This window comes from Cysteiniphilum sp., assembly GCF_057495195.1.
Genome location: NZ_JBXTEF010000094.1, coordinates 1 through 23237, shown reverse-complemented (window position 1 = coordinate 23237; position 23237 = coordinate 1). Strand labels below are relative to the sequence as shown.

The window sequence follows — 23237 nt, the reverse complement described above, 5'->3', positions numbered from 1 at the left end:
TGTTATGTCGCTAGCTACGGTCTTTAGCCGCGCACAGTTGGGGGTGAATGCACCACAAGTAACTGTGGAAGTGCATTTATCGCATGGATTGCCGAGTTTGTCGATCGTAGGTTTACCGGAAGCAGCTGTTAAAGAGAGTAAAGATCGCGTTAGAAGTGCGATTATTAATTCAGGATTTCAATTTCCAAGTAAACGCATTACCATTAATCTCGCCCCTGCCGATTTGCCCAAGGAAGGTGGGCGCTACGATTTACCGATTGCTATTGGTATTTTAATTGCGTCTCAACAAGTTATAGCACCTGATATTGAGGACTATGAATTTGCTGCTGAGCTATCCTTAAGTGGCAAATTAAGACCTGTGAAAGGAATCTTACCGTTTGCCATTCAGAGCCTAAAGCATCAACGTAATCTTATCATTGCGGTCAAAAATGAAAGTGAAGTTGCCTTGTTACCAGATCTTCATGCCTATGCAGCTAATAGTTTGATGGATGTTGTTTTGCACTTATCGAAAACACAATTTATCAAAGAGGCACAACAAGCAGAAGATGTGCTGCCAAATAATGCATTTGAATTGGACTTGAGCGATGTTAAAGGTCAGTTTCAAGCTAAGCGTGCATTAGAGATTGCCGCAGCAGGTGGGCATAATCTTTTGTTTGTTGGACCCCCGGGCACGGGCAAGACGATGCTCGCATCGCGCTTTAACACAATCTTACCCAAACTTTCTATGGATGAGGCCTTGGCAACGGCAATGGTCGCATCTATTAAAGGTGCTAGAGATGTTGCGGAGCATTTCTATCAGCGCCCATTTCGCGCCCCTCATCATACATCATCGGCAGTCTCTCTTGTTGGTGGTGGATCAAATCCAAAACCAGGAGAAATCTCTTTAGCACATAATGGTGTGTTGTTTTTAGATGAGCTGCCAGAGTTTGATCGCAAAGTATTAGAGGTTTTACGTGAGCCACTTGAGTCTGGCAAGATTGTGATCTCAAGGGCGAGTGCACAAGTTGAATATCCAGCTAACTTTCAATTAATTGCGGCAATGAATCCTTGCCCTTGTGGATTTTTAGGTTCTCAACGCAAAGTATGTAAAGACACGGATATGCAAATAAAACGTTATCAACAAAAGCTCTCAGGCCCCTTATTAGATCGTATTGATCTGCAAGTTGAGGTGCTTGAGGTTGAGCATGATGATTTGGTTGCGGGTGCACAAGGCGAACCAAGTCACGATGTCAAAGCGCGCGTGATTAACGCACGTGATCTACAAATCAAGCGTCAAGGAAAAATTAATGCCGAACTTCAAGGTAAGGAAATTGATCAATTTTGCATTTTAGGGGATAATGAGCGGCTGTTGTTGGCAGACGCCATTGAAAAGCTAGGTTTATCGGCAAGAGCATATCACCGAGTGGTTAAAATTGCGCGGACGATTGCTGATTTGGCAGCACAAGAGATGATTGCGAAGTATCATATTCAAGAGGCATTAAGCTATCGTAAATTTGAACGCTTTCAGCAATAAAATAAAAAACGGTAAAATGCGATGAAGAAAATAGGTGCTCAAGCCCTGATATTAATATTGTTTCTGTGGGGAAAGTTAAGTTTTAAAACAGCGCAGCGTATTGGTGCAATGATTGGGGTGTTACTTTATTTTTGTAAAAGTGATATGCGTCGAATAGCACGTATTAATATTCATAAATGTTTTCCTGAGCTCAGTGACTATCATAAGCGCAAGTTGGTTAAGAAAACTTTACAACAAACCTGTATGACAGGGGCTGAAATGCCAGGAATCTTATTCAAAAATCCACAAAAACTATTGAAACAAATTCAAGTGGTGCATGGCGGGGATGTCTTACAGCGTTTGTATGAAGAAGGGCGTGGTGTCATGGTTGTCGCACCTCATTTGGGCAGTTATGAAATTGCTTCGATGTATTATTCAAGTAAATATCCTTCGGCGATGCTATACACACCACCTAAGATAAAAACACTGGATAAGCTTATTCTGCGTGCGCGTTCGCGCTTATGTGAAAATATGTCACCTGCCAATCAAAAAGGTGTCAAAATGCTATTTAAAGCGATAGCAAAAAAAGAAGTCATTGCGATGCTAACGGATCAAGTACCGGTTGATGCGGGTGGTACCTATGTTGATTTTTTTGGTAACCCTGCCAAGACGATGAATTTCGCTGGAAAATTATATGAGCGTTACAAGCCTGCGGTTGTGTTAAGCTATGCCGTTAGAAATGCTGATGGCAAAGGCTTGACACTGTTTAATGAAGACTTAGAGCCTTTGATTAAGCACTATCAAGCAATTGGTGGCGTTGAAGATCCAGTAGCTTATGCTTTTACTAAACGGTTTGAGGAAATTATTCGCCAATATCCAGAGCAATATCAGTGGACATATAAGCGATTTAAATATCACCCTGATGGGATTGATTATTATAAAAAGGATAAAAAATGAGAACGTTATTTTTAGATGCCTTACAAGGCAAGCCTGTGACACAAACACCGATGTGGATTATGCGTCAAGCTGGACGCTATTTGCCAGAGTATCGCCAGACACGCGCCAAATTTAGTGATTTTATGCAGATGTGTCGCCATGCTGAGGCTTGTTGTGAAGTGGCTTTGCAACCTTTAGATCGTTATGATTTAGATGCATCTATCGTATTTTCAGATATATTAACCATTCCAGAAGCCATGGGGATGGATCTTAAGTTTATCAGTGGTAAGGGGCCAATCTTTTCCGCGCCATTGACAACTTTAACAGATGTTGAGGGCTTAGATGTTGAAGGTGCTATTGATAAATTGCATTATGTGTTTAATGCAGTTTCAACCACTAAAAAGGCGATTAAAGATCGTGTGCCTTTAATTGGCTTTAGTGGTAGTCCTTGGACGTTAGCGGCTTACATGGTTGAAGGGCAGGGTTCAAAACAGTTTACGCAATTGCGTAAGATGCTCTATAGCGCGCCAGAGCTTTTGCATAAGCTATTGTCTGATCTAAGTATTGTGATTATTAACTATCTGGATGAACAAGTAAAAGCAGGCGCTGATGCAGTGATGATCTTTGATACGTGGGGTGGCATGTTAGCAGAAGGCAACTATGCAGCCTTTTCATTAAATTATATGCAAGCGATCACAGCTGAGCTTAAAAAACGTCATCCGCATGTGCCAGTGACACTTTTTACTAAGGGCGGTGGATTATGGTTAGACCAGTTGATTAAAACCGACTGCGATGGTATCGGTATTGATTGGAGTATTGATGTAGCACGTGCAAGACAAGCCGTTGGCAATGAGTTTGCGTTGCAAGGTAACTTAGATCCTGCAGCCCTTTATGGTAGTGATCAAAGTATTATTGACTCGGTGAAAAATATCGTCACAAGTCAGGCACCATATAGTCGCTTTGTCTTTAATCTAGGGCATGGTGTATATCCGGATATTTCACCGGATAAAGTTAAGATAATGGTTGATGCTGTGCGTGAGTTCGGCGCTAAAGATTAAGTGAATTAGAAATTTAAGTTAGAAAAATAGGCTATGACTATATTCCTGACCACTTTGATTGTGTAAGTGTTGGCTGAGCGTAAGTAGAAGCCTTTATGAAGTGTGACTTTCCCAAGCTTACCCACTTCGACTGATGCTCAGGGTGCGGTGAGCACTTGTGGATGAATATTTAGTCTTAGTCGAAAGATATAAATATAAAAGATAACTAATAGAAGCATAATGATGAAGAAAATAAAAAGATTTGAATTTAAACGCAATCCTGAAAGCAATGAAATGTGGGTTGAAACTGATTTGCATGGTAAGAGTTTATTAACACTTGCATCTTTAAATAAGGGTACGGCCTTTAGCGAGCGTGAGCGTGAAGAATTTGGCTTATTAGGTAAATTGCCTTTTCAGATCGAATCTTTAGAAGAGCAAAAAACGCGTGCCTATCAGCAGTATAAATCTTTTAGAAGCAACATTGGGCGCTATAGTTTTTTAAAGAACTTGCACAATATCAACGAGACGTTGTTTTATCGATTAGTGCGCGATAATCTTAATGAAATGCTGCCGATTATCTACACACCAACAGTTGGTGAAGCAGTGATGCGCTATAGCGAGCAATTTCTATCGCCTCGAGGACTTTATATTGCTTATCCAGATCGCTACAAAATGCGTGAGATATTACGTAATCGCACTAACTCAGATGTTGATATTCTTGTAGTTAGTGATGCAGAAGGTGTGTTAGGAATTGGTGACCAAGGCGTTGGTGGTATTGAAATACCAGTCGCTAAGCTTATGGTTTATACGCTGTGTGCGGGCATTAATCCTGGGCGTTATTTGCCGGTATTTTTAGATGCAGGCACTAATAATAAAAAGTTGTTAGAAGATCCGTTGTATCTTGGTTGGCGTCATGAGCGTGTGCGTGGTGAGCAATATGATGAAATGGTGCAGTTATTTATTGAGGCAGTTCAAGAAGAAATGCCGGAGACATTCCTGCATTGGGAAGACTTTGGTCGTGACAATGCACGTAAAAATTTAGTGAAATATCAAAATGAAATCTGCAGCTTTAACGATGATATGCAAGGAACTGCGGCGGTCGCTTTAGCAGGTTTGATTTCAGCATCCAAACGCTCAGGCTTGAAGTTTAATTGTCAGAAATTTGTAATCTTTGGTGCGGGAACGGCAGGGCTGGGTATTGCTGATGAGATTGTTGCAGCGCTTGTGCATTCGGGTTTGACAAAAGAAGAAGCGTATCAGCACTTCTGGTGTATTGATAAAGATGGTCTATTGATTGATGATCAGGATATGATGGACTTTCAACGTCCTTATGCTTGTACACGTGAATCAGTTAAAGGATGGGCTACGGATGACCAGGGAAGAATTGTGTTGACAGAAGTGGTCAAGCAAGCAAAACCAACGACTTTAATTGGTTGCTCCGGTGTTGCTGGTGCATTTACGGATGATGTTATTTTGTCTATGGCTGAGAATAATGATCGCCCAATTATCTTTACCCTATCTAATCCAACGAGTCGCTGTGAGCGTGTGCCACAGGATATCATTCGCTTGACGGAAGGGCGCGCGCTTATTGCTACAGGTAGCCCATTTGATGATGTTGGTTATAAAGGTAAAGTTTATCGTATTGCGCAGTCAAACAATGCCTTAGTTTTCCCTGGTATTGGCTTAGGCATCGTTGCGATTGCTGCGAAGCGCTTTACGGATAATATGTTATGGGCGGCATGTAAGGCACTAGCAAATTACTCAACCCAAGATGATGCATTATTACCAAAACTAAGTGAGGCATACAGTGTCAGTCGTCAGGTGGCATTTGCTGTAGCACGTCAGGCAATTGAGGATGGTGTTGCTGAAGATGTTGATGATATTTGGCGCAAGATAGATCAAGTGATTTGGGAACCAAAGTATTATCCGTATTATTTTAAATCGTAGTTTTTTAGGGATTTTTTGCTTTGTATTTTGCGTGCATTTGGCAAGTTGAATTTTGATAATAGCGAATGCGTTAAGAAACAATGAATAGTTTCATTGTTTTGGCAAATGAGCGCCCAAAGACTCTGTCAAGGGCAGATATTACCTGCAATCCAATTTACCAAAATCTTCACAAACTATTTTGCAAGCAAACACCGCAAAATAACTTACGATGGGTATAGAGTTAACAGTGATTGTTACAATTTCAATATGTCTTGATGAGATCATGCTTTAAATATTCACAAAAATATTTTGATTTTTAATATTTTGCATTGGGAAAATTTGATGGTGCCCGGGGCCGGAGTCGAACCGGCACGAGAGTTAAGTCTCGAGGGATTTTAAGTCCCTTGTGTCTACCAATTTCACCACCCGGGCAAAGACTTGTTCTGGAGGCTGAGACCGGAATCGAACCGGTGTCCAAGGCTTTGCAGGCCTCTGCATAACCACTTTGCTACCCAGCCAACTGGAGCGGGAAACGAGGTTCGAACTCGCGACCCCAACCTTGGCAAGGTTGTGCTCTACCACTGAGCTATTCCCGCAGAACAGGATCAGATTATAAGGGCTAAACCCCTAATGTCAATTGTATTTTTTGAGTTTTCACGCGTTTATTAACGAATTTTTCTTAAGTGTACAAATGCGCTACAGAATGTACTGACTTAGGTCGCGGTCTTTGACTAAACTTCCTAGTTTTTCATTGACGTAATCGCTAGTGACACTAAAGGTTTTTTCAGTGCGATCAGAGGCATCAAAGGATACTTCTTCTAATAAGCGCTCAAGTACTGTGTGCAGGCGTCGTGCGCCGATGTTTTCAACTTCTTCATTAACGCGGAATGAAATCTCAGCAATGCGTCTAATAGCATCTTCTTCAAAGATGATCTTCACATCTTCAGTGCCTAATAGAGCAACATACTGTTTAATCAATGAATAATCAGGCTCTGTGAGAATGCGTACAAAGTCTTCAACTTCAAGTGACCTTAGCTCAACACGGATCGGCAAACGTCCTTGTAGCTCAGGAATTAAATCTGATGGCTTGGCAACATGGAAAGCGCCTGAGGCGATAAACAAAATATGGTCTGTTTTGATCATGCCATACTTTGTGCTGACGGTTGAGCCTTCGACTAATGGTAATAAATCACGCTGAACACCTTCACGTGAAACATCACCTCCACGCTGATCTGACTTTTTACAGACCTTATCAATTTCATCAATAAAGACAATCCCGTTTTGCTCAACGGCTTCGATTGCCTTAAGCTTGATATCATCTTCATTAACTAACTTGCCGGCTTCCTCATCTTGTAGTAATTTCAAGGCATCTTTAACTTTGATTTTGCGACGCTTCTTACGTTCATCACCCATCGATGAGAATAAACTTTGTAATTGATTGGTCATATCCTCCATGCCAGGAGGTCCCATGATGTTCATTTGAGGTGCTGCCATGGCGATGTCGATCTCAATTTCTTTGTCGTTAAGCTCACCAGAGGCAAGTTTTTTTCTAAAAAGTTGGCGTGTTGTATTTTCAGTTTTTTGTTCGACTTCAACGGGTTCATTGGCAAAGCCTACTTTGCTCTCACGTGCTGCCGGTAACAAGGCATCTAATATACGTTCTTTTGCGAGCTCTTCAGCGCGTGCTGCGACTTTGGTTTTCTCTTGCTCACGATACATCTTGATTGAAATGTCTGCTAAATCGCGAATGATAGAGTCAACATCTTTGCCGACATAACCTACTTCGGTAAATTTAGTCGCTTCAATTTTGATAAATGGTGCATTGGCAAGCTTTGCCAAGCGTCGTGCGATCTCTGTTTTACCAACGCCAGTTGGACCAATCATTAAAATATTTTTAGGTGTGACTTCTTGGCGCATGCCATCTTCAAGCTGCATTCTGCGCCAGCGGTTTCTAAGTGCTATAGCAACTGCTTTTTTTGCATCTTTTTGACCGATGATAAAGCGGTCTAATTCACTGACGATTTCTTTAGGTGTCATTTGTGACATGATTTCTATCCCCTTAGTAAATTATACGGCTGCTTTGTTAGCAAGCTTTTCAATGGTTAAGTTGTGATTAGTGTAAATACAGATATCTGCGGCAATGTTGAGACTTTTCTTAACGATGTCAGATGCCGAAAGATCTGTATTATCGACCAAGGCGTGTGCTGCAGCTTTAGCAAAAGCAGAACCTGAACCAATTGATAAAATACCTTTTTCATCAGCCGCCATAACATCACCAACACCTGAGATTAGAAGAGATTTGTTTTCATCAGCGACAATAATCATTGCTTCAAGTTTGCTCATCATGCGATCTAGGCGCCATTCACGTACCATCTCAACGGATGCACGCTCAAGGTTACCTTGGTAAAAATCAAGCTTTTGCTCAAACTTTTCAAACAAGGTAAAAGCATCTGCTGTTGATCCAGCAAATCCTGTTAATACTTTACCATTACTTAATTTACGTACTTTGATGATATTATCTTTTGCAACCGTATTGCCGAGTGTTGCTTGACCATCGCCGCCAATGACAACTTCATCGCCACGACGTACACATAAAATCGTAGTACCTTTCATTTCTAACATAGTTTCCCCGCTTAAATGATTGGGTTTATAAAAACATGATCGCTATAGATTGCGCTTAAGAAAAAAATTACAAGTTTTTATTTAAAAAGATTTAACTGTATTTGAGAGGTTGGGCATTTGTATTTGGTATCACTTAGTGCTAACTAACGGTTATAAATATCTTCCAATCGAACAATATCATCCTCACCAAGATAATTACCAATCTGTACTTCGACGATTTCACATGGAGAATCCGTTGTATTTTCCATGCGGTGGATTTCCTCTTTCTCAATATAAACATGATCATTGGCGTGATACATTTTTTTGTTCTCACCAATGGTAAAAGTTGGTGAACCTTTAACAACGACCCAATGCTCAGCGCGTTTGAAATGTTTTTGCAAAGATAATTGCCCACCAGGGTTAACAGTAATAACTTTTACCTGATAGCCGCTTGCTAATTCAATTGTGCGATATGTGCCCCAAGGACGTTCATATACTTTACCTACTTCATTTATATCCATTTTAAAACCTTAACAATTACTTTATTCTGTATGTATGTGATTGATTATTCGACCTCAAGTGGTTTTTCTGCTCGCGTGACGCCTATGGCGGTACTAGCTAAAGCCAAAGCACCCATGATGCCAGCGTTATCTGCCAAAGCCGGCGGCACAATAATCGATGGGATACTATCACAATAGTCTTGATTCAGATAGCCATTGATTTTTGCTTTTACTTTAGTATGAATCTTCTCAAATAAGTGTGTCTGCTTCATGACACCTCCTCCTAAGATAATGCGCTTAGGCACAAAACACATCATATAGTTTACAAGTGCATATGATAGGTATTCGGCTTCTAGCTCCCAAGCGATATGATCATCTGCAAGATCTAGCGCTGAATCAACTTGCCAGCGTGTTTTCAAAGCAGGGCCTGATGCTAAGCCTTCTAAACAGCGCTCGTGATATGGGCAAATGCCTTTGAAATCATCCTGTGTTAAATCAACAGGGATATAAATATGTCCCATCTCAGGGTGAGCACTGCCGTGTACTAACTGATTGTTGACGATAGCACCGCCACCAACGCCAGTGCCTACAGTCAGATAGATCAAATCACTGATTCCTTTGCCTGCTCCCCAGTGATGTTCACCTAGTGCCGCTGCATTGACGTCCGTATCAAATACAACAGGTATTTGTAACGCATCTTCTAGTGTTTTAACGATATTATAATCTCGCCATGGCAGCTTGGGCGTATGTGTGATATGGCCATATGTTTTAGAATTGATATCGGGGTCAATGGGACCAAAAGACCCACAACCAATCGCTTTAAGTGGGTATTTTTTCATATGCTCACGAAAAAAACCAATAACTTCGGGCATGGTCTCTTCAGGTGTGCTTGTTTTAATGCGAATGCGTTGTAGAATTTCTCCGCCATCGGTACCGACTGCACAGACAAACTTAGTGCCTCCAGCTTCAATAGCGCCTAAAAAATTATGCATAACTTGGTTACCTTTTTCTTTTTTACGTTGTGTTTGCAGAAAATTTACTCATGGCAAATATATCGCACTTTGAGTGCAGTTAACAAGCAAAGAACAGCCAAATAATCAGGAGAATGGCTTGGAGATAAAGGGTGTAAAGCAATCGTTAGAGATGGCAGCTTATAACAAATGATGGCCAATTATCTTATGTAATAAATAAGTAATATATTGACAAAGTATGTAATTATTGATGCAATGCTGCGTTAACATATTTTTATCATTTATTACTTATCTCAACAAATGTTAAAAAACGGGGAGAATCCAATGACAGCTAATGTCAATGCAAAAAAAGAGTATCAAAAGCTCGTCTATATGATCTGCTTAATCGGCGCATTAGGCGGTTTACTATTTGGTTTAGACCAAGGGTTTATAGCCAACTCATTATCAACCATTGACCATGTTTATGGTTTAACGACACAGCAAGGCGAGCATTATTCAGCCGTTTTGGCATGGGGTGGGATTCTGGGTGCGTTGCTTAGTGGATTATTTGCGCGCGCTCTAGGGCGCAAGAGAGTACTGGTTTTAGCAGGATTTCTATTCACTGCTTTTTCATTGATTTCAGCATTTTTACCACCATTGTTCGTGCTTACAGCGTGCCGCTTTGGTTTAGGGTTTGCGGTCGGTATTGCCTCATTTACCGTGCCATTATATTTATCTGAGACTGCACCAAAAGCAATTCGTGGCGGTATGGCGACACTTTTTCAGTTAATGATTACCATTGGTATATTTTTAATTGCGGTAACAAATGTGTTTATTGCCAAGGCGCTAGGACATGTTGAAATCTCATTGTCTTTGATGTTTGGTGTGATTGTTGTATTTGCATTTGTCATGTTTCTAGGAAGTGTGTTCCTGCCGGAAAGTCCGCGTTGGCTATTGCTAAAAGGCAAAGAAGCACAAGCTGTTTCGGTGCTAAAGCGTGTACGCGCATCACAACAAGAAATTGATGACGAGGTTAATGAAATCAAAGAAAGCATTTCGGTCAATAAAGGTGTTGGCTTTAATATGCTTTCTAAAGGTTTTTTCTGGAAAGTATTGATTGTTGGTGTGGTATTGCAGATGTTCCAACAATTAGTTGGTATTAATATGATGATTTACTACGCGCCAACGATTTTTGGTTATGCCGGTATGACAGGAATCATAGCACTTCTGGCTATTCCAACGGTTAATATGCTGTTTACTTTTCCAGCAATTAAATGGATTGAAAAGTGGGGGCGTAAGAAACTACTTTATGTTGGTGCTGTTGTGATGATGGTGTCAATGTTTGCAGCAGGCTTTGCTTTTTTATCAATGGCGGGTAATGCATCACCTAGCGGACTATCAAAAACTGTTTTATTATTGTCAGCCGTTGTTTATATTTTTGGTTTTGCTTGTTCTTGGGGACCTGTTGCTTGGGTGATTTGTGCCGAGATTTTCCCATTAAAGGGACGTGAAATTGGCATGACCGTAACAACAATGGTTAACTGGACATTTGCAGGCGTTGTAATGGCAAATGCCTTAAGCTTTATGAAGTTTTATGGTAATGCCTCGATATTCTTTGTGTTTGGTGGCTTTTGTATTTTAGCAATGATCTTTTTGAAGTTCTTTGTGCCAGAGACAAAAGGTGTCAGTCTTGAGCATATTGAAAAGAATTTAGAAAATGGTGTCCCACTTAAAAAACTGGGTGAATAAATAAAACCTAGTATTTCTCAACCAAATAAAAGCCGACAAAAACGGCAATCATCGAAATAAGAACACTAAGCATAATGTAAATAATGGCCTTTGACCATTCACCTTTTTGTAGGAGTGTTAAGGCATCTAGACTGAAACTTGAGAAAGTTGTAAATCCACCTAAGAAGCCGGTGATTAACAAGGCTCTAAAATGCGGTGTGAGAAAATGCTCAAGCAAGCGCTCTTTCTGAAAAAATGCTGCCAATGCACCAATGATAAGACATCCAAGGATGTTGACAATCAAAATGCCATGCGGAAAGGATTTGCCAAACACCTTGTAAATGAATTCAGATAAACCAAAGCGGCTGATTGAGCCTAAACCGCCACCTAAACCAACTAATAATAACGTTAACATCGTTGTAATTCTCCTTTAAGTGATTATTGTATAGACGTCATCAATCTTAAAGGATGGTTTAAGTGTTTGATTGAGATAATCATTTATACACTTTGGAAGAACGTCATTTCCTTGGCGTCAAACTATAACATAATAAACAATGAAATCAACATGCGTCAAAATGCTAATCCGTAAACCTATCCAGTATAATTTATCATAATAATATCACTGGAATCTATAGCATAGATAAGTTAGCATTTTATGGTGAATCTAAGTAAGGCTTGATGATCATATGGCAAAAATACTAATTGTAGATGATGAACCACCTATACGGCAGTTATTGCAGTTGACATTAACTCGTCAACGATATGAGGTTGTGATGGTTGAAAATGGCGTGCAAGCGTTAGAAAGACTGATGAGTGATTCAAGTATTGATTTGGTTTTATTGGATTGGATGTTGCCAGATACCAGTGGCATCAAGCTCTTAGCGCAAATCAGGCAAACGAAGCCACTTGAGAGCTTGCCTGTGATTATGCTAACAGCAAAAGCTGAAGAGGGTGATGTGTTAAGAGGGTTCGGCATGGGGGTTGATGATTATGTGACTAAGCCATTTTCGCCTAAAGAACTTATTATGCGCATTCAAGCCTTGTTAAAGCGGACAAAAGGGGTAAGTGATGATAAATCAAAACTTGTTTTTCGTGAGCTTAATGCTGATTTACAAAGTCATGTATTGAGTTATAAAGGCAAACTAATCAAATGTGGGCGACTTGAGTTTAAGCTAATAACCTATTTGATGCAGCATACAGGGAAAACATTATCACGATCACGTATTTTAGATCATGTTTGGAATGCGGATAAAGATATTACTGAGCGCACAGTGGATGTACATATTGCTCGAGTTAGAAAACTCTTAGCTCCTTTTCATTATGATATTTATTTGCGTGCAATTCGTGGTGAAGGTTATCAGCTAATTGATCAAGAGTTGGTGTGAAAATGATAGATGAGCATAATAAAATCGGGTTATTTTGGGCAAAGACCTTTGCGCAAGGTATTACTGATGCGGTTGTTATTGTTGATCAAGAAGGATCAGTGCAATGGTTTAATCAACCAGCTAAGAACTTTTTTCAATTATCAAAAGCACAATTAGCGCAAAATATCGCTGAGGTTTTTGAATTTCCTACTTTGTTGACCTATCTGCGGCAGAAAAATATGAGTACCTTCGAGTTGCCGTTACCCAAAACACCGGATCAAATATTATCTGTGGTGCTCATCCCCTATGATCAGCACTTTCTGCTTATTACTCAAGATGCCGGTTTTCGTCATCATATTGAGCGTATGCGTCAGGATTTTGTCGCCAATGTATCACATGAAATGCGCACACCATTGACGGTTATTCGTGGTTATTTAGAATTGATGCAGCCAGATGTTGCTGAGCATTTAAATGAATGGCTACCTTATTTTGAACAAATGCAGCAACAAATGATGCGAATTGAATAGCTTATTGAGGATTTGTTATTATTATCTAAAGTCCAAAGTCATCAGGTGCAAAAAGGTGAACTGGAAACTTTGAGTGTGGCGCCCATGCTCATTGAAATTATTGAATCGGCAAAAACACTAGGCACGGATAAGCATGAGTTTGTCATAGACATTGATGAAAGATTGTCACTTCAAGGCAATGAAAAGGAGATCAATAGCTGCTTTAGTAATTTGATTATCAATGCGGTGCGCTACTCCCCAAATGGTGGAAGCATTACGATTGCTTGGTATCAGGATAAACATGGCAAGCACTTTTATGTCAAAGATGAAGGCTTAGGTATTGAGCAAAAACATATCCCGCGTTTAACTGAGCGTTTTTACCGTGTTGATAAAGGGCGCTCCCCAGAAACAGGAGGAGCTGGCCTTGGCTTAGCAATTGTCAAACACGTGCTTATTCGTCATAAAGCCTCATTAAGCATTCAAAGTGACCTTGGCAAGGGCAGTATGTTTCGTTGTGATTTCCCTAACTAATGATTAATGGATGAGTCCAAATAACGTTTAATTTCAATCACGTCATTTTGCTTATCAACAAAGACAAGGTGTGGGTTGTGATCTTTTAATTCATGTGCCTCATATTCAGCATAAGATGCAATAATAACGGTGTCTCCTGTAGCGACATGACGTGCTGCGGCACCATTTAAGCAAATCTCACCTTTATCACCTAAGATGACGTAGGTGGCAAAGCGTGCACCATTGTTACAGTTATAGATTTCAACACGTTCAAAAGGAATGAGATTTGCTTCTTTACAAAGCGCGCGATCAATACTGATTGAGCCGTAATAATTAAGGTTTGCTTCCGTGACGGTTGCCATATGGATTTTAGATTTTAATAGCGTGCGTTTCATATATGTTCCTTAGTCAGTTGGGTGATTTCAGCAAGTGGGAAATTATCAATGAGTCGAACATCGTCAATAATCACTGCCGCAAAGCGGCGATTATCAATATCCTCTAGATAGTCAATGGTAATGTGGTTGGCAATAAGTGTGTTTTTCACTTGCTCAATATCGTAATTCTGGCGAATCGTTTGGGCAAAATAGCCTGCCTTGTTGCGAGCGCTTTCATCTAGACGTAAATTTCTTGAGCTAAAAGCTAGTCCATCTTCTTCACGAATAATTGGGCAGCTAACGATGTTGGTTTGGATAAAGAAAGCTTGTGCCATGCCTTTGATCAGCCGATATTGTTGGTAATCTTTTTCGCCAAAGTAAGCATTATTTGCTTGGGCAATATTTAACAGCTTCATGACAATGGTCAGCATACCCTCAAAATGCCCAGGACGTGAAGTACCACAGAGTATTTGGTTTAAACTTTTCTCATTGATCTGATAGTTATAATTATCAGGGTAAAGCATATCTTTGTCTGGCGATAATAGAAAGTCAACACCTTCCATCGTTAGTAAATCAACGTCTTGTTGCCATGTGTTCGGGTAATTGTCAAAGTCGCTTTGATTATTAAACTGTGTTGGATTAACAAAAATTGTTACCAATGTGTAATCATTATCTTGTTGGCTTTGCTTGATTAAACTTACATGCCCTTTATGTAATGCGCCCATGGTCATTACAACACCTAGGGTTTTATCCGTTGCGATTTGTTGGCGTGCTGTTTGCCAAGAGGCTATATCATTAAAAATCTTCATTGGATTTCCTTAAGTTATGCAATTTTAATATCGTAACTTTCTTGCTTATTAGGGTAGTCACCGCTTTGTACCGCATGATGATAAGCGTCAAATGCTGCTTTGATATCATTAAAGCCATTGAGAAAGTGACGCACAAATTTTGGTTGCAGGTTGCTGTTTAAGCCAAGCATATCTTGAAGAACAAGCACCTGATCATCAACATCATTACCTGCCCCAATACCAATTACTGGAATGCTCAGCATTTGACTGATTTCCTTGGCAAGTTCATTAGGGACACACTCCATGACTAGACTAAAGCAGCCAATCTCTTGCAGTTGCAGCGCTTGTGCTTTTAAGTTTTTGGCAGCTGCTTGATCTTTGCCTTGTACTTTATAACCTAAGCTATGTACTGATTGTGGAGTTAATCCAATATGCCCCATCACGGGGATGCCGGATTCAATAATATGTGCAATAACCTCTTGATGACCATTAACTCCTTCGATCTTAATGGCATTAGCACCACACTTAATGAGTCTATCGGCACAGTATATGGCATGCGTTATGCCTTGGCGTTGTGCCAGAAATGGCATATCAGCAATGATAAATTTATCAGGCGCGCCTTTAACAACGGCTTGTGTCATAAAACACATCATATCAATTGTCGCATGGGTTGTGTCAGGGTACCCTAATTGCGTCATAACGCCACTATCACCAACAAGCAGCATGTCAATGGCAGTTTCATTCATGATTTGCGCGAAAGTAAAATCATAACAAGTCAACATTGATAGTTTTTGTTGTTTTTGCTTTTTGCCTTGTAAGTTATTAATGCTCGGCTTTTTAATTAAGTTATGTGTGCTCATGTTTTGCTCCCATATCGTTATCTAAATTTGTTTGATAGACGTCGACAAATGCTTGGTAAATTTTGATAAAAGTATCTTCTTCAAGTGCATCTAAGTTATGCTTAATTGTCTGTAAGTCTTGACGCTTTAAGGGGCCTGTTAAGGCATTGTTATAATCATTGTCGATATTAAGCAATGTTTGCTTAAGATAGGGTTTAAGATCATTTAGTGGTGCATTAAAGGCCGTTGTCATTTCATTAAAAAACTTTTGCCATAAGAGTGTGGTAAAGTTATTTGCCATCACACAAAGCGCGTGATAGTAGGCTTTCTTTGCTTGAGGGATTTGAATACATGGATTGGTTAATTGTGGGAAAATAGTACTAAATGTTGGTGCATTATCCTCGCCAACAAACAACAGATTTTGGTAAAAATCAAGATCTTGCAACTCTGGTGAGAATGTCATCAAAGGGTGATATGACAGGGCATGTTGGCTAACTAAAGCACCTGAGAAGTGTACGCATAACTTGTCATTTAATCGGGGGTGATCATCCAAAAATGCATCTATCGCATCGTCACTAATTGCCAGAAGAATGATGTTGCTTTGATTTAATACATCTTCAGGAGAATCTGATTGCTGGCGATGCCATAGCGTGTGCGGGATATTTTTGAGCTTAAAATAAAGTTGTATATGTCGCGCAAGTCGACCGTTGCCAATAATGCCATAGCTAGGATTGGCGCCTAATGAATGAGATACCTGTCGCATTGGATCAAGTTCCTTGTTGTCTGTGTTTTTATGTTTTATCAGTTTAAGTTGTTGCCGTTTGTATTTTCCCAATAAAGAGTAAAATCGCACGTTTACAACTTGGGTGTTATTCTAGGATAACATTATGCTTGAAGCAATGAAGGTAGTAAGTTAGCCAGGTTTTTTCCAACGAAATGGGTCGTTATAATCTTTTTCCAGTTGATCGATATTTTTTTGCAAACGATCAAGGCAAAATTGCATGCTTTCTGGACGTGATAAGTTACGATTTGCAAGGCCACGGATCGTAATGCCAGCTTTTTCAATTGCCGGCATATTAAGTCCTTCAAGCAAAGTGTCTTCAATTTCTTTGTTTAATAAGCCATTGCGTTGTAGATTGGCACTGGCAACGAGCTTTTCAGTGACTGAGGTTAAAGCAAATAAACGTTGTTCGCGTTGCATTAGAATGATCTTAAACTGTTTGCGCAAGCGAAATATGGTATAAAAGCAGATAATACTGCCAATGCCAAGTCCGATAAGAAAGCTATAATCTAACATGATTAAACCAGATGCAGCCCACCACTTCCTTTTTGTGCACTGTTTTTTGAAGGGTTAACGTCATTATCATCACCCTCATTAACATCAATGCCATAACCAAACTCACGAGCATAAAGACCCTGTGCTGTCTCTCCAGCATAGAGCTCAAGAACTGCTTCAACAGGGATTTGCAATGACATCACTTCACCATCAAATGTTGCATCAAAGCGAATAAACTGATCATCACAGTCAAAACGCTCAATTGCCTCAGGGGCAATATTAAGCAATATTTTACCATCTTCATCGATATGACTTTCGGGCAAGACTACACCTTCATATTCGGTATCAACAAGTAAATAGGGCGTTAAATCATGATCGATCATCCAATCATAGGTTGCTTCAACTAGGTAAGCGCGTAACATTGCCATGGTGATATTCCTTATTGAGTTTTAATACTTTTTCTAAATGAATTGCGAGCAAATAAACGTTTTGCATACTTGATGAGCGGCATTGCTTTTTCAGGCAAGCGGATATCTAACTTAGGTAGGTTATATAGGATCACGGCGAGTGAGCAATCTGCAATGGTGAAGTCATCACCAAGTAAATAAGATTGTCGACTCAGGGTCGGAATCAATGAAAAAAGCGCCTTAAGTAGCGCAATCTTGTTGGCTTGTTGAATATCTTCATTATCAGCATTTAACGCATTGATGAGATAAGGCATCCATTCGTTGTCAATTTTCTTGCATAACATACGTGCTTGGGCGCGTTCAAGTGGAAAGACAGACAATAAAGGAGGGTAGGGGAAGCGTTCTTCAAGATACTCAAATATGATGTTTGGCTCATATACAATTAGATCTTTTGTCATTAATGTTGGCACGCCACCATAAGGGTTAAGCTCATAAAGCTCTTCTAACTTATCTTCAGCAACAACATCAATAATATCTGCACTAATGTCTTTTTCTGCAAGAATCATTTTAGTGCGATGACAAAAAGGGTCATTACCGTTGGTATATAAAGTCATTGATGATCGTTTGTTTTGAGCAGACATTTATCCCAATTTTCCTTATTCAATATTAGCTTCAACATTATATACTACTGATCAGCCATTTTGCATCATAGAAGTCGTAGTAATAACAAAAAAGCCCCGCTGAAACTTCAGTTGGGCTTTTATTAATAAAATATATAAAAAGTAGAAAGTAAACGTGTAGATTAACGCTTAGAGAATTGACGTTTTCTACGTGCTTTTCTAAAGCCAACTTTCTTACGCTCAACTTTACGTGGATCACGCGTGATAAAGCCAGCATGGCGTAGTTCAGGCTTTAAGTTTTCATCAAAGTCAACTAAAGCGCGAGCAATACCTAAACGGATTGCGCCAGATTGACCCGTTTCACCACCGCCATGAACGTTGATTTTGAAGTCAAAGCTTTCTAGGTTGTTAGTTAAATCAAGTGGCTGACGCACAACCATGCTTGCAGTCTTACGACCGAAGTAATCATCTAATGGCAAACCGTTAACAACAATGTTGCCAGTGCCTTTTTTCATAAATACACGAGCAACTGAGCTCTTGCGACGACCAGTACCGTAATTGTATGCTTGAGTCATTTTCCTATCCTATTCTTATATTTCTAAAACAAGTGGTTGTTGCGCTGTATGCGGATGTGATTCACCTGCATAAACTTTTAACTTTTTGTACATCGCACGACCTAAAGGATTTTTAGGAAGCATGCCTTTAACAGCAGATTCGATCGCACGCTCTGGGTGTTGCGCGATTAGTTTCTCGAAAGAAACAGATTTAAGACCACCGATATAACCTGTGTGGTGGTAGTAAATTTTGTCTTTTTGCTTGTTACCAGTAACGGCAACTTTTTCAGCATTGATTACAACAATATAGTCACCTGTGTCTACGTGAGGTGTGTATTCAGCTTTATGCTTACCACGAAGACGTCTTGCAATTTCAGTTGCAAGGCGACCTAAAGTTTTACCATTTGCATCGATCAAAAGCCATTCTCTCTTGACTTCATCACTCTTAGCGCTAAACGTTTTCATCTTTGTTACCTTAATATTTATTATTAACTACTCAGTTTTGCTAATTTCTGTGCGGGTTGTTACCAATCCCTAAAAATTTAAGCGTGGCGATTCTATCATAGTGATTGATCAAAAAGAAGTGCTAAGTTTGTATTTTAGCTGTTTTCGGCATCTTGTTGGGTGAAAAGTATACGTTTATAATGATGCTTATTAAATTTTTTCTAAAAAAACAAGAACACCTCTTTCTATTTGCAAAAATGCCGTTATAATTAGCCATCGTTCGGAGAGATGGCTGAGTGGTCGAAAGCGGCGGTCTTGAAAACCGTTGACTGTAACAGGTCCGGGGGTTCGAATCCCTCTCTCTCCGCCATGTTTTCCTTGATCTTTTTCCCAGGGTTAAAATTAATAATATCGCCATAATTCATCGATTTAGATTGTAAGAATTTCTAGTATGTAAAAATTGTTCGTCTTTTTGTTGCGTAACTACTATTCTTGTTTTTCGCCGTATAATGCCACTTTTTTGTATGCAATTTTTAACGGCTCATTACCGCTGTTGTGCCATAAGGTATTAACAACATCCGCAATAAATTGATCAATTGGAAACTTGTTATTGTTGAAGAGCAATGGAATCCAACCTTTTAGATAGCGAGCATACTCAGCTGGTGAGTTATAGGATATGCATTCCTCAGAAGCGTCAAAGCTTATTATTTTTAGATCAGTGCTACGCATCAGTTCAAGATATTCATCGCTGGATTTCCAGTTTTTAGATATAGAGCTATTTTTATATTGCACCCATTTTTGTGAATTCAACGTTTTAATAATTGGTATCCAGTATGGTGATTCCTTTGGATAAGTTACTATTAGAAACTTGCCTTTTGGTTTCAGTAATTGTTTTATTCGATTAAAAATTTGAATGAGGTCGCCACACCAGTAAATGGAATTGAAGGCTGTTATAAGTGAATATCTTTGTTGTGTATCATATGAAAGTATTGGTGTATGCTCATATTGGATGTTTCTATTGAGATGGTTATTTGTAGCGTATTCGATCATGCTTTTTGATGAATCAATTCCTGTAACGGTTCCATGCTGTGACAATAGTTCAGTGATGGCTCCATCGCCGCAGCCTATGTCTAGTATATTTTCATTGTGGGACTTAAATGAATGGTATCTAAACAGTTCTGTAGCGATTTTCTTCTGAAATTCTGAATTTTTGCTATAGTAATTTGCATCAACAATGTTTGTCATGACTCTTTATATCTTAAATATTTATGCGTCGAGCTTTCTGGAATTAAATCGTAACACCTCAGTTGTTACTTTCACCCTAATATTTTAGAAAGGTAACTGTCAAACTGGCTGAATTTGTGGATGTTAAAGATGCCCGAGCTGGGCAAAGAGAAATTATTTGATTTTAGCTTCTTTATAAAGAACATGTTGACGAACAACTGGATCAAACTTTTTAATTTCCATTTTATTTGGCATAGTACGCTTGTTTTTAGTCGTTGTATAAAAATGACCAGTGCCAGCGCTTGAAACTAATTTGATTTTATCACGCATATTAAGTTACTCCTGAAGTATCTGGTGAATTAGAATTTTACGTTACGTGCACGTAAATCAGCTAACACAGAATCGATACCTTTCTTATCGATAATGCGCATACCTTTTGAGCTCACGCGTAAGCGAACATAGCGGTTCTCACTCTCAACCCAAAAACGGTGTGAGTGCAAGTTAGGTAAAAAGCGACGCTTAGTTTTGTTTTGCGCGTGCGATACGTTGTTGCCAGTCATTGGGCGCTTGCCTGTAACTATACAAACTCTAGACATGTTATCCTCCAGTCAATTGCTGTAAATTAAATAGTTATAATTATTAAATTCTCAAGGGGCAACTTTATAGCAAAAAAATGACGCAAAGGCAATCAGAATTTATAACATACTTTCAATAAGCTGCCAGATCATGACAATTCGACGCGCATTCTATCATTGTCATGAGCGCCTTACAATTGTCAAGTGCTGGATATTTTAATTTGTGGTCAAAAGTTTAAGCTAAATTTATCTTGTGATGCTAGGACTTTAAAGTTGCTTCGATAATCGTCCAAACTACTTTTATCAAATGTATGATATAAAACGCCCGACGTATACGCTGCAATATCTTTTTTAATCTCACCATCAAAATGAATACACAGACTATCGCCACTGTAATCAAAACCTAGTCCGTCACGACCAATGCGATTGCAGCCGATAACATAAGCTTGATTTTCAATCGCGCGAGCTTGCAATAACGTGCGCCAATGCTCTCGGCGTTTAGCAGGCCAGCTTGCGATATTGATCAATAGATCATAGTCATTATTATTGCAGTTAAAGACAGGGAATCTTAAGTCAAAACAAATGCTTAAGAGGATATTAAAGCCTTGATAATGAACAATTTCACGCGATTGACCGGCAGATAATAGTTTGTATTCATCAGATAGCACGAATAAGTGACATTTATCATAATGAGAAACTAAGCCCGCAGGTGTGACAAAAAACAAACGATTGACTGCATTTTGCATATCATTTAATACCACAACGCTGCCGATAATTGCTGCATTTTTGTATTGTGCTTGACGCTTTAGCCAGTTGATAATTTCATCCTCTGGCGTGATGGCTTTATCCATATTTGGGGTGAATCCGACATTAAACATCTCCGGCAGTACAATCAGATCACAAGGCTCAAGCTCAGCAATAATCTTTTCAAAGTGGGTATAGTTTTGATGTTTATCTTCCCACGCGATATCAGACTGAATGACTGCGACTTTTAAACTTGACATAGGCGTTTGACTCCTTCTAATAGGACTTCGTCATATTTGGCAAAGCATAAGCGTACTAGCCCCTGCTGAGGCGTTTCATATAATGATGAAATTGGCACCAGTCCAACGCCATACTCGTGAATTAAACGTTGACAGAAACTAAAGTCGTCCTCATTAGAAATCCCTGTGTAATCAAGTATCTGAAAAGGTGATCCTGCCCATGATAGGGTTTTAAATCGACTACTAGCTAAGCCATTGACTAATTTCTGATGCTGAGATTGATAAAGTTTAGGTAAGTCTTGCCAATATTCAGGATGTGCATTAATGCCATCGGCTAGTGCTAATTGCATCGGGTGTGGCGCGCTGAAGCTTGTGAATTGTTTTATGGCATTTATCATTTGGATAATTGCAAGTGGCGCAATACAAACACCTAGACGCCAACCAGTGAGGTTATAGGTTTTACCAAGGGATTGCACAACGACAAGTTGATCTTTAAGCTCAGGGATTTGCAAAGCACTGGTATAAGAATCTCCTGCGTAAATATGCTCATATACCTCATCACTAAGCAATAAAATATCCCGACCTTTGATCAATTTTGCGATTTCTGCATATTGCGCTTTTGTAATCACACTGCCCATGGGGTTGTGAGGCGAGTTAAGAATGATCAGCTTTGTCTTAGCATTAATCGTTTGCGCTAATCTCTCCAGATCAATATTGCCATCGGCTAATAAGGGAATGCGTCGACTAACGCCTTGGTTGAAGTTAACAATCGATGGGTAGGCATCAAAAGCAGGGTCAAAGTAGATCGCCTCATCACCTTTGCTAATGCATGCGCTAATCAGTGCAAAAATTGCTTCAACGGCACCAGAGCTGATAGATACATTGTCCTCGGGATTAATATCTACGCTGTAACACATCTTTATTTTATGTGCGATCGCTTGTTTTAAACTGGGTGCACCAGGAATCGGTGCATATTGATTAAAGCCATTTTGCACATAATAATTTAAACGCTCAATCAACCAATCAGGTGTTTTGAAATCAGGCGCGCCTTGCGTGAAGTTGATGGCATTATGACTTTTTGCCATCACAGACATTTTGCCAAAAATAGACGGTTCGGTACTGATGTAGGGTTTAAACGACATAACTCAGATGTTCTCTTAAGTGTGGTTAGCTGTGTGAATGCGCTTTTGTTTCATGAATACAAATGGATAGAAGCATCATGATACTCAACGTTCACAATAGGTTGTAAAGTTATGGTAAAACAGTATATACCGTTCACAAACCATTTTACAATATTCCTGTCATCGAATTTCCTGCACTTTTGAATGATTGTATTTTGCCAATAGTCCTAGCTATTACCTGCAATACAATCATTCAAAATCATCAAAAATTTCTTCGACACTGAGCACCGCAAAATGATTTACGAGCGGTATATATGCTTACGGCAAAGCATTTTGCAGAATTTCTTCTTTAGCAATCAAGTATTTTGGATATTTTGGGTATAGAAAAATTGAATCGTTTGAGTATGGCGGAGAGAGGGGGATTCGAACCCCCGATGGAGTTATTAGCCCCATACTCCCTTAGCAGGGGAGCGCCTTCAGCC

General features: G+C 39.6%; 27 protein-coding genes, 4 tRNA genes and 1 riboswitch. Of the genes, 9 read left to right on the top strand and 22 right to left on the bottom strand.

What is annotated here, in order from left to right:
* Positions 1–4 precede the first annotated feature (4 nt).
* The 4 genes from ACY10D_RS08765 to ACY10D_RS08750 all read left to right on the top strand — a co-directional run bounded on the left by ACY10D_RS08765 (position 5) and on the right by ACY10D_RS08750 (position 5412).
* Positions 5–1513, top strand: coding sequence for a YifB family Mg chelatase-like AAA ATPase (locus tag ACY10D_RS08765; protein ID WP_487000361.1), 1509 nt, complete (start codon positions 5–7; stop codon positions 1511–1513).
* Between the two features lie 21 nt (positions 1514–1534).
* Positions 1535–2449, top strand: a complete 915-nt coding sequence (locus ACY10D_RS08760; RefSeq protein ID WP_487000360.1) for a lysophospholipid acyltransferase family protein — start codon at positions 1535–1537, stop codon at positions 2447–2449.
* Entirely contained in the window at positions 2446–3486 is a 1041-nt protein-coding gene (gene hemE, locus ACY10D_RS08755) for a uroporphyrinogen decarboxylase (RefSeq protein ID WP_487000359.1), read from the top strand. The genes ACY10D_RS08760 and hemE overlap by 4 nt, the downstream gene beginning before the upstream one ends.
* A 222-nt stretch (positions 3487–3708) precedes the next feature.
* Positions 3709–5412 (top strand): NAD-dependent malic enzyme, encoded by a 1704-nt coding sequence (locus ACY10D_RS08750; RefSeq protein WP_487000358.1) that lies wholly within the window; start codon positions 3709–3711, stop codon positions 5410–5412.
* 322 nt (positions 5413–5734) lie between these two features.
* Here the strand turns inward: ACY10D_RS08750 and ACY10D_RS08745 are convergent.
* From ACY10D_RS08745 to ACY10D_RS08715, 7 genes are all read right to left on the bottom strand, one after another.
* A tRNA-Leu gene (locus ACY10D_RS08745) sits at positions 5735–5823 on the bottom strand.
* A gap of 12 nt (positions 5824–5835) precedes the next feature.
* A tRNA-Cys gene (locus tag ACY10D_RS08740) sits at positions 5836–5909 on the bottom strand.
* Positions 5910–5912: 3 nt separating this feature from the next.
* Positions 5913–5987: transfer RNA gene (locus tag ACY10D_RS08735), tRNA-Gly, on the bottom strand.
* A gap of 100 nt (positions 5988–6087) precedes the next feature.
* Entirely contained in the window at positions 6088–7437 is a 1350-nt protein-coding gene (hslU, locus tag ACY10D_RS08730; protein ID WP_487000357.1) for an ATP-dependent protease ATPase subunit HslU, read from the bottom strand.
* Between the two features lie 21 nt (positions 7438–7458).
* A complete protein-coding gene (gene hslV / locus ACY10D_RS08725) occupies positions 7459–8013 on the bottom strand; it encodes an ATP-dependent protease subunit HslV (RefSeq protein ID WP_192483723.1) in 555 nt (184 codons plus the stop codon).
* Between the two features lie 143 nt (positions 8014–8156).
* A complete protein-coding gene (locus ACY10D_RS08720; protein WP_487000356.1) occupies positions 8157–8513 on the bottom strand; it encodes a phosphomannose isomerase type II C-terminal cupin domain in 357 nt (118 codons plus the stop codon).
* Positions 8514–8557: 44 nt separating this feature from the next.
* Complete coding sequence (locus ACY10D_RS08715; RefSeq protein ID WP_487000355.1) at positions 8558–9484, bottom strand: ROK family protein; 927 nt, start codon at positions 9482–9484, stop codon at positions 8558–8560.
* A gap of 303 nt (positions 9485–9787) precedes the next feature.
* Here ACY10D_RS08715 and ACY10D_RS08710 point away from each other — a divergent pair, with 303 nt between their 5' ends.
* Positions 9788–11191: a sugar porter family MFS transporter gene (locus tag ACY10D_RS08710; protein ID WP_487000354.1), complete on the top strand. Its 1404-nt coding sequence runs from the start codon at positions 9788–9790 to the stop codon at positions 11189–11191.
* Between the two features lie 7 nt (positions 11192–11198).
* Here ACY10D_RS08710 and crcB read toward each other — a convergent pair whose 3' ends face one another.
* On the bottom strand, positions 11199–11585 hold the full coding sequence (crcB, locus tag ACY10D_RS08705; RefSeq protein WP_192483727.1) for a fluoride efflux transporter CrcB: 387 nt from the start codon (positions 11583–11585) through the stop codon (positions 11199–11201).
* 24 nt (positions 11586–11609) lie between these two features.
* Positions 11610–11705: riboswitch (Fluoride riboswitch) on the bottom strand.
* Between the two features lie 151 nt (positions 11706–11856).
* On the opposite strand from crcB, the gene ACY10D_RS08700 reads away from it, so the two are divergent.
* The 3 genes from ACY10D_RS08700 to ACY10D_RS08690 are packed head-to-tail and all read left to right on the top strand — an operon-like array spanning position 11857 to position 13571.
* The gene (locus ACY10D_RS08700) at positions 11857–12555 is read left to right on the top strand and encodes a response regulator (RefSeq protein ID WP_487000353.1); all 699 of its coding nucleotides are present in this window, start codon (positions 11857–11859) and stop codon (positions 12553–12555) included.
* 2 nt (positions 12556–12557) lie between these two features.
* Positions 12558–13061, top strand: coding sequence for a histidine kinase dimerization/phospho-acceptor domain-containing protein (locus tag ACY10D_RS08695; RefSeq protein WP_487000352.1), 504 nt, complete (start codon positions 12558–12560; stop codon positions 13059–13061).
* A 12-nt stretch (positions 13062–13073) separates the two neighbouring features.
* Positions 13074–13571 carry an ATP-binding protein gene (locus ACY10D_RS08690; RefSeq protein ID WP_487000351.1) on the top strand — a complete coding sequence of 166 codons (498 nt, stop codon included), beginning with the start codon at positions 13074–13076 and terminating at the stop codon, positions 13569–13571.
* Here the strand turns inward: ACY10D_RS08690 and panD are convergent.
* The 9 genes from panD to rplM all read right to left on the bottom strand — a co-directional run bounded on the left by panD (position 13568) and on the right by rplM (position 18873).
* The gene (gene panD, locus ACY10D_RS08685) at positions 13568–13945 is read right to left on the bottom strand and encodes an aspartate 1-decarboxylase (RefSeq protein WP_487000350.1); all 378 of its coding nucleotides are present in this window, start codon (positions 13943–13945) and stop codon (positions 13568–13570) included. The two genes, ACY10D_RS08690 and panD, sit on opposite strands and share 4 nt — an antisense overlap.
* Entirely contained in the window at positions 13942–14733 is a 792-nt protein-coding gene (panC, locus tag ACY10D_RS08680; RefSeq protein WP_487000349.1) for a pantoate--beta-alanine ligase, read from the bottom strand. Before panC ends, panD begins: the two co-directional genes overlap by 4 nt.
* 14 nt (positions 14734–14747) lie before the next feature.
* The gene (panB, locus tag ACY10D_RS08675) at positions 14748–15572 is read right to left on the bottom strand and encodes a 3-methyl-2-oxobutanoate hydroxymethyltransferase (protein WP_487000348.1); all 825 of its coding nucleotides are present in this window, start codon (positions 15570–15572) and stop codon (positions 14748–14750) included.
* Positions 15559–16314: a DUF2520 domain-containing protein gene (locus ACY10D_RS08670; RefSeq protein ID WP_487000347.1), complete on the bottom strand. Its 756-nt coding sequence runs from the start codon at positions 16312–16314 to the stop codon at positions 15559–15561. Before ACY10D_RS08670 ends, panB begins: the two co-directional genes overlap by 14 nt.
* A gap of 150 nt (positions 16315–16464) precedes the next feature.
* Entirely contained in the window at positions 16465–16848 is a 384-nt protein-coding gene (locus tag ACY10D_RS08665; RefSeq protein ID WP_487000346.1) for a hypothetical protein, read from the bottom strand.
* A 2-nt stretch (positions 16849–16850) separates the two neighbouring features.
* Complete coding sequence (locus ACY10D_RS08660; RefSeq protein ID WP_487000345.1) at positions 16851–17255, bottom strand: ClpXP protease specificity-enhancing factor SspB; 405 nt, start codon at positions 17253–17255, stop codon at positions 16851–16853.
* A gap of 11 nt (positions 17256–17266) precedes the next feature.
* Entirely contained in the window at positions 17267–17875 is a 609-nt protein-coding gene (locus ACY10D_RS08655; protein WP_487000344.1) for a glutathione S-transferase N-terminal domain-containing protein, read from the bottom strand.
* A gap of 161 nt (positions 17876–18036) precedes the next feature.
* Complete coding sequence (rpsI, locus tag ACY10D_RS08650) at positions 18037–18429, bottom strand: 30S ribosomal protein S9 (protein WP_192483740.1); 393 nt, start codon at positions 18427–18429, stop codon at positions 18037–18039.
* Positions 18430–18444: 15 nt separating this feature from the next.
* Entirely contained in the window at positions 18445–18873 is a 429-nt protein-coding gene (rplM, locus tag ACY10D_RS08645) for a 50S ribosomal protein L13 (protein ID WP_117001431.1), read from the bottom strand.
* 261 nt (positions 18874–19134) lie between these two features.
* On the opposite strand from rplM, the gene ACY10D_RS08640 reads away from it, so the two are divergent.
* Positions 19135–19222 (top strand) — tRNA-Ser (locus ACY10D_RS08640).
* A 116-nt stretch (positions 19223–19338) separates the two neighbouring features.
* On the opposite strand, the gene ACY10D_RS08635 is transcribed toward ACY10D_RS08640, so the two are convergent.
* The 5 genes from ACY10D_RS08635 to ACY10D_RS08615 all read right to left on the bottom strand — a co-directional run bounded on the left by ACY10D_RS08635 (position 19339) and on the right by ACY10D_RS08615 (position 22776).
* Positions 19339–20097 carry a class I SAM-dependent methyltransferase gene (locus tag ACY10D_RS08635; RefSeq protein ID WP_487000343.1) on the bottom strand — a complete coding sequence of 253 codons (759 nt, stop codon included), beginning with the start codon at positions 20095–20097 and terminating at the stop codon, positions 19339–19341.
* Between the two features lie 153 nt (positions 20098–20250).
* Positions 20251–20406: a 50S ribosomal protein L33 gene (gene rpmG, locus ACY10D_RS08630; protein WP_117001430.1), complete on the bottom strand. Its 156-nt coding sequence runs from the start codon at positions 20404–20406 to the stop codon at positions 20251–20253.
* A gap of 29 nt (positions 20407–20435) precedes the next feature.
* Positions 20436–20672: a 50S ribosomal protein L28 gene (gene rpmB, locus ACY10D_RS08625; protein WP_192483743.1), complete on the bottom strand. Its 237-nt coding sequence runs from the start codon at positions 20670–20672 to the stop codon at positions 20436–20438.
* Positions 20673–20878: 206 nt separating this feature from the next.
* Positions 20879–21655, bottom strand: coding sequence for an amidohydrolase (locus ACY10D_RS08620; RefSeq protein WP_487000342.1), 777 nt, complete (start codon positions 21653–21655; stop codon positions 20879–20881).
* Positions 21643–22776, bottom strand: a complete 1134-nt coding sequence (locus ACY10D_RS08615) for an aminotransferase class I/II-fold pyridoxal phosphate-dependent enzyme (protein WP_487000341.1) — start codon at positions 22774–22776, stop codon at positions 21643–21645. Before ACY10D_RS08615 ends, ACY10D_RS08620 begins: the two co-directional genes overlap by 13 nt.
* Between the last annotated feature and the right edge of the window lie 461 nt (positions 22777–23237).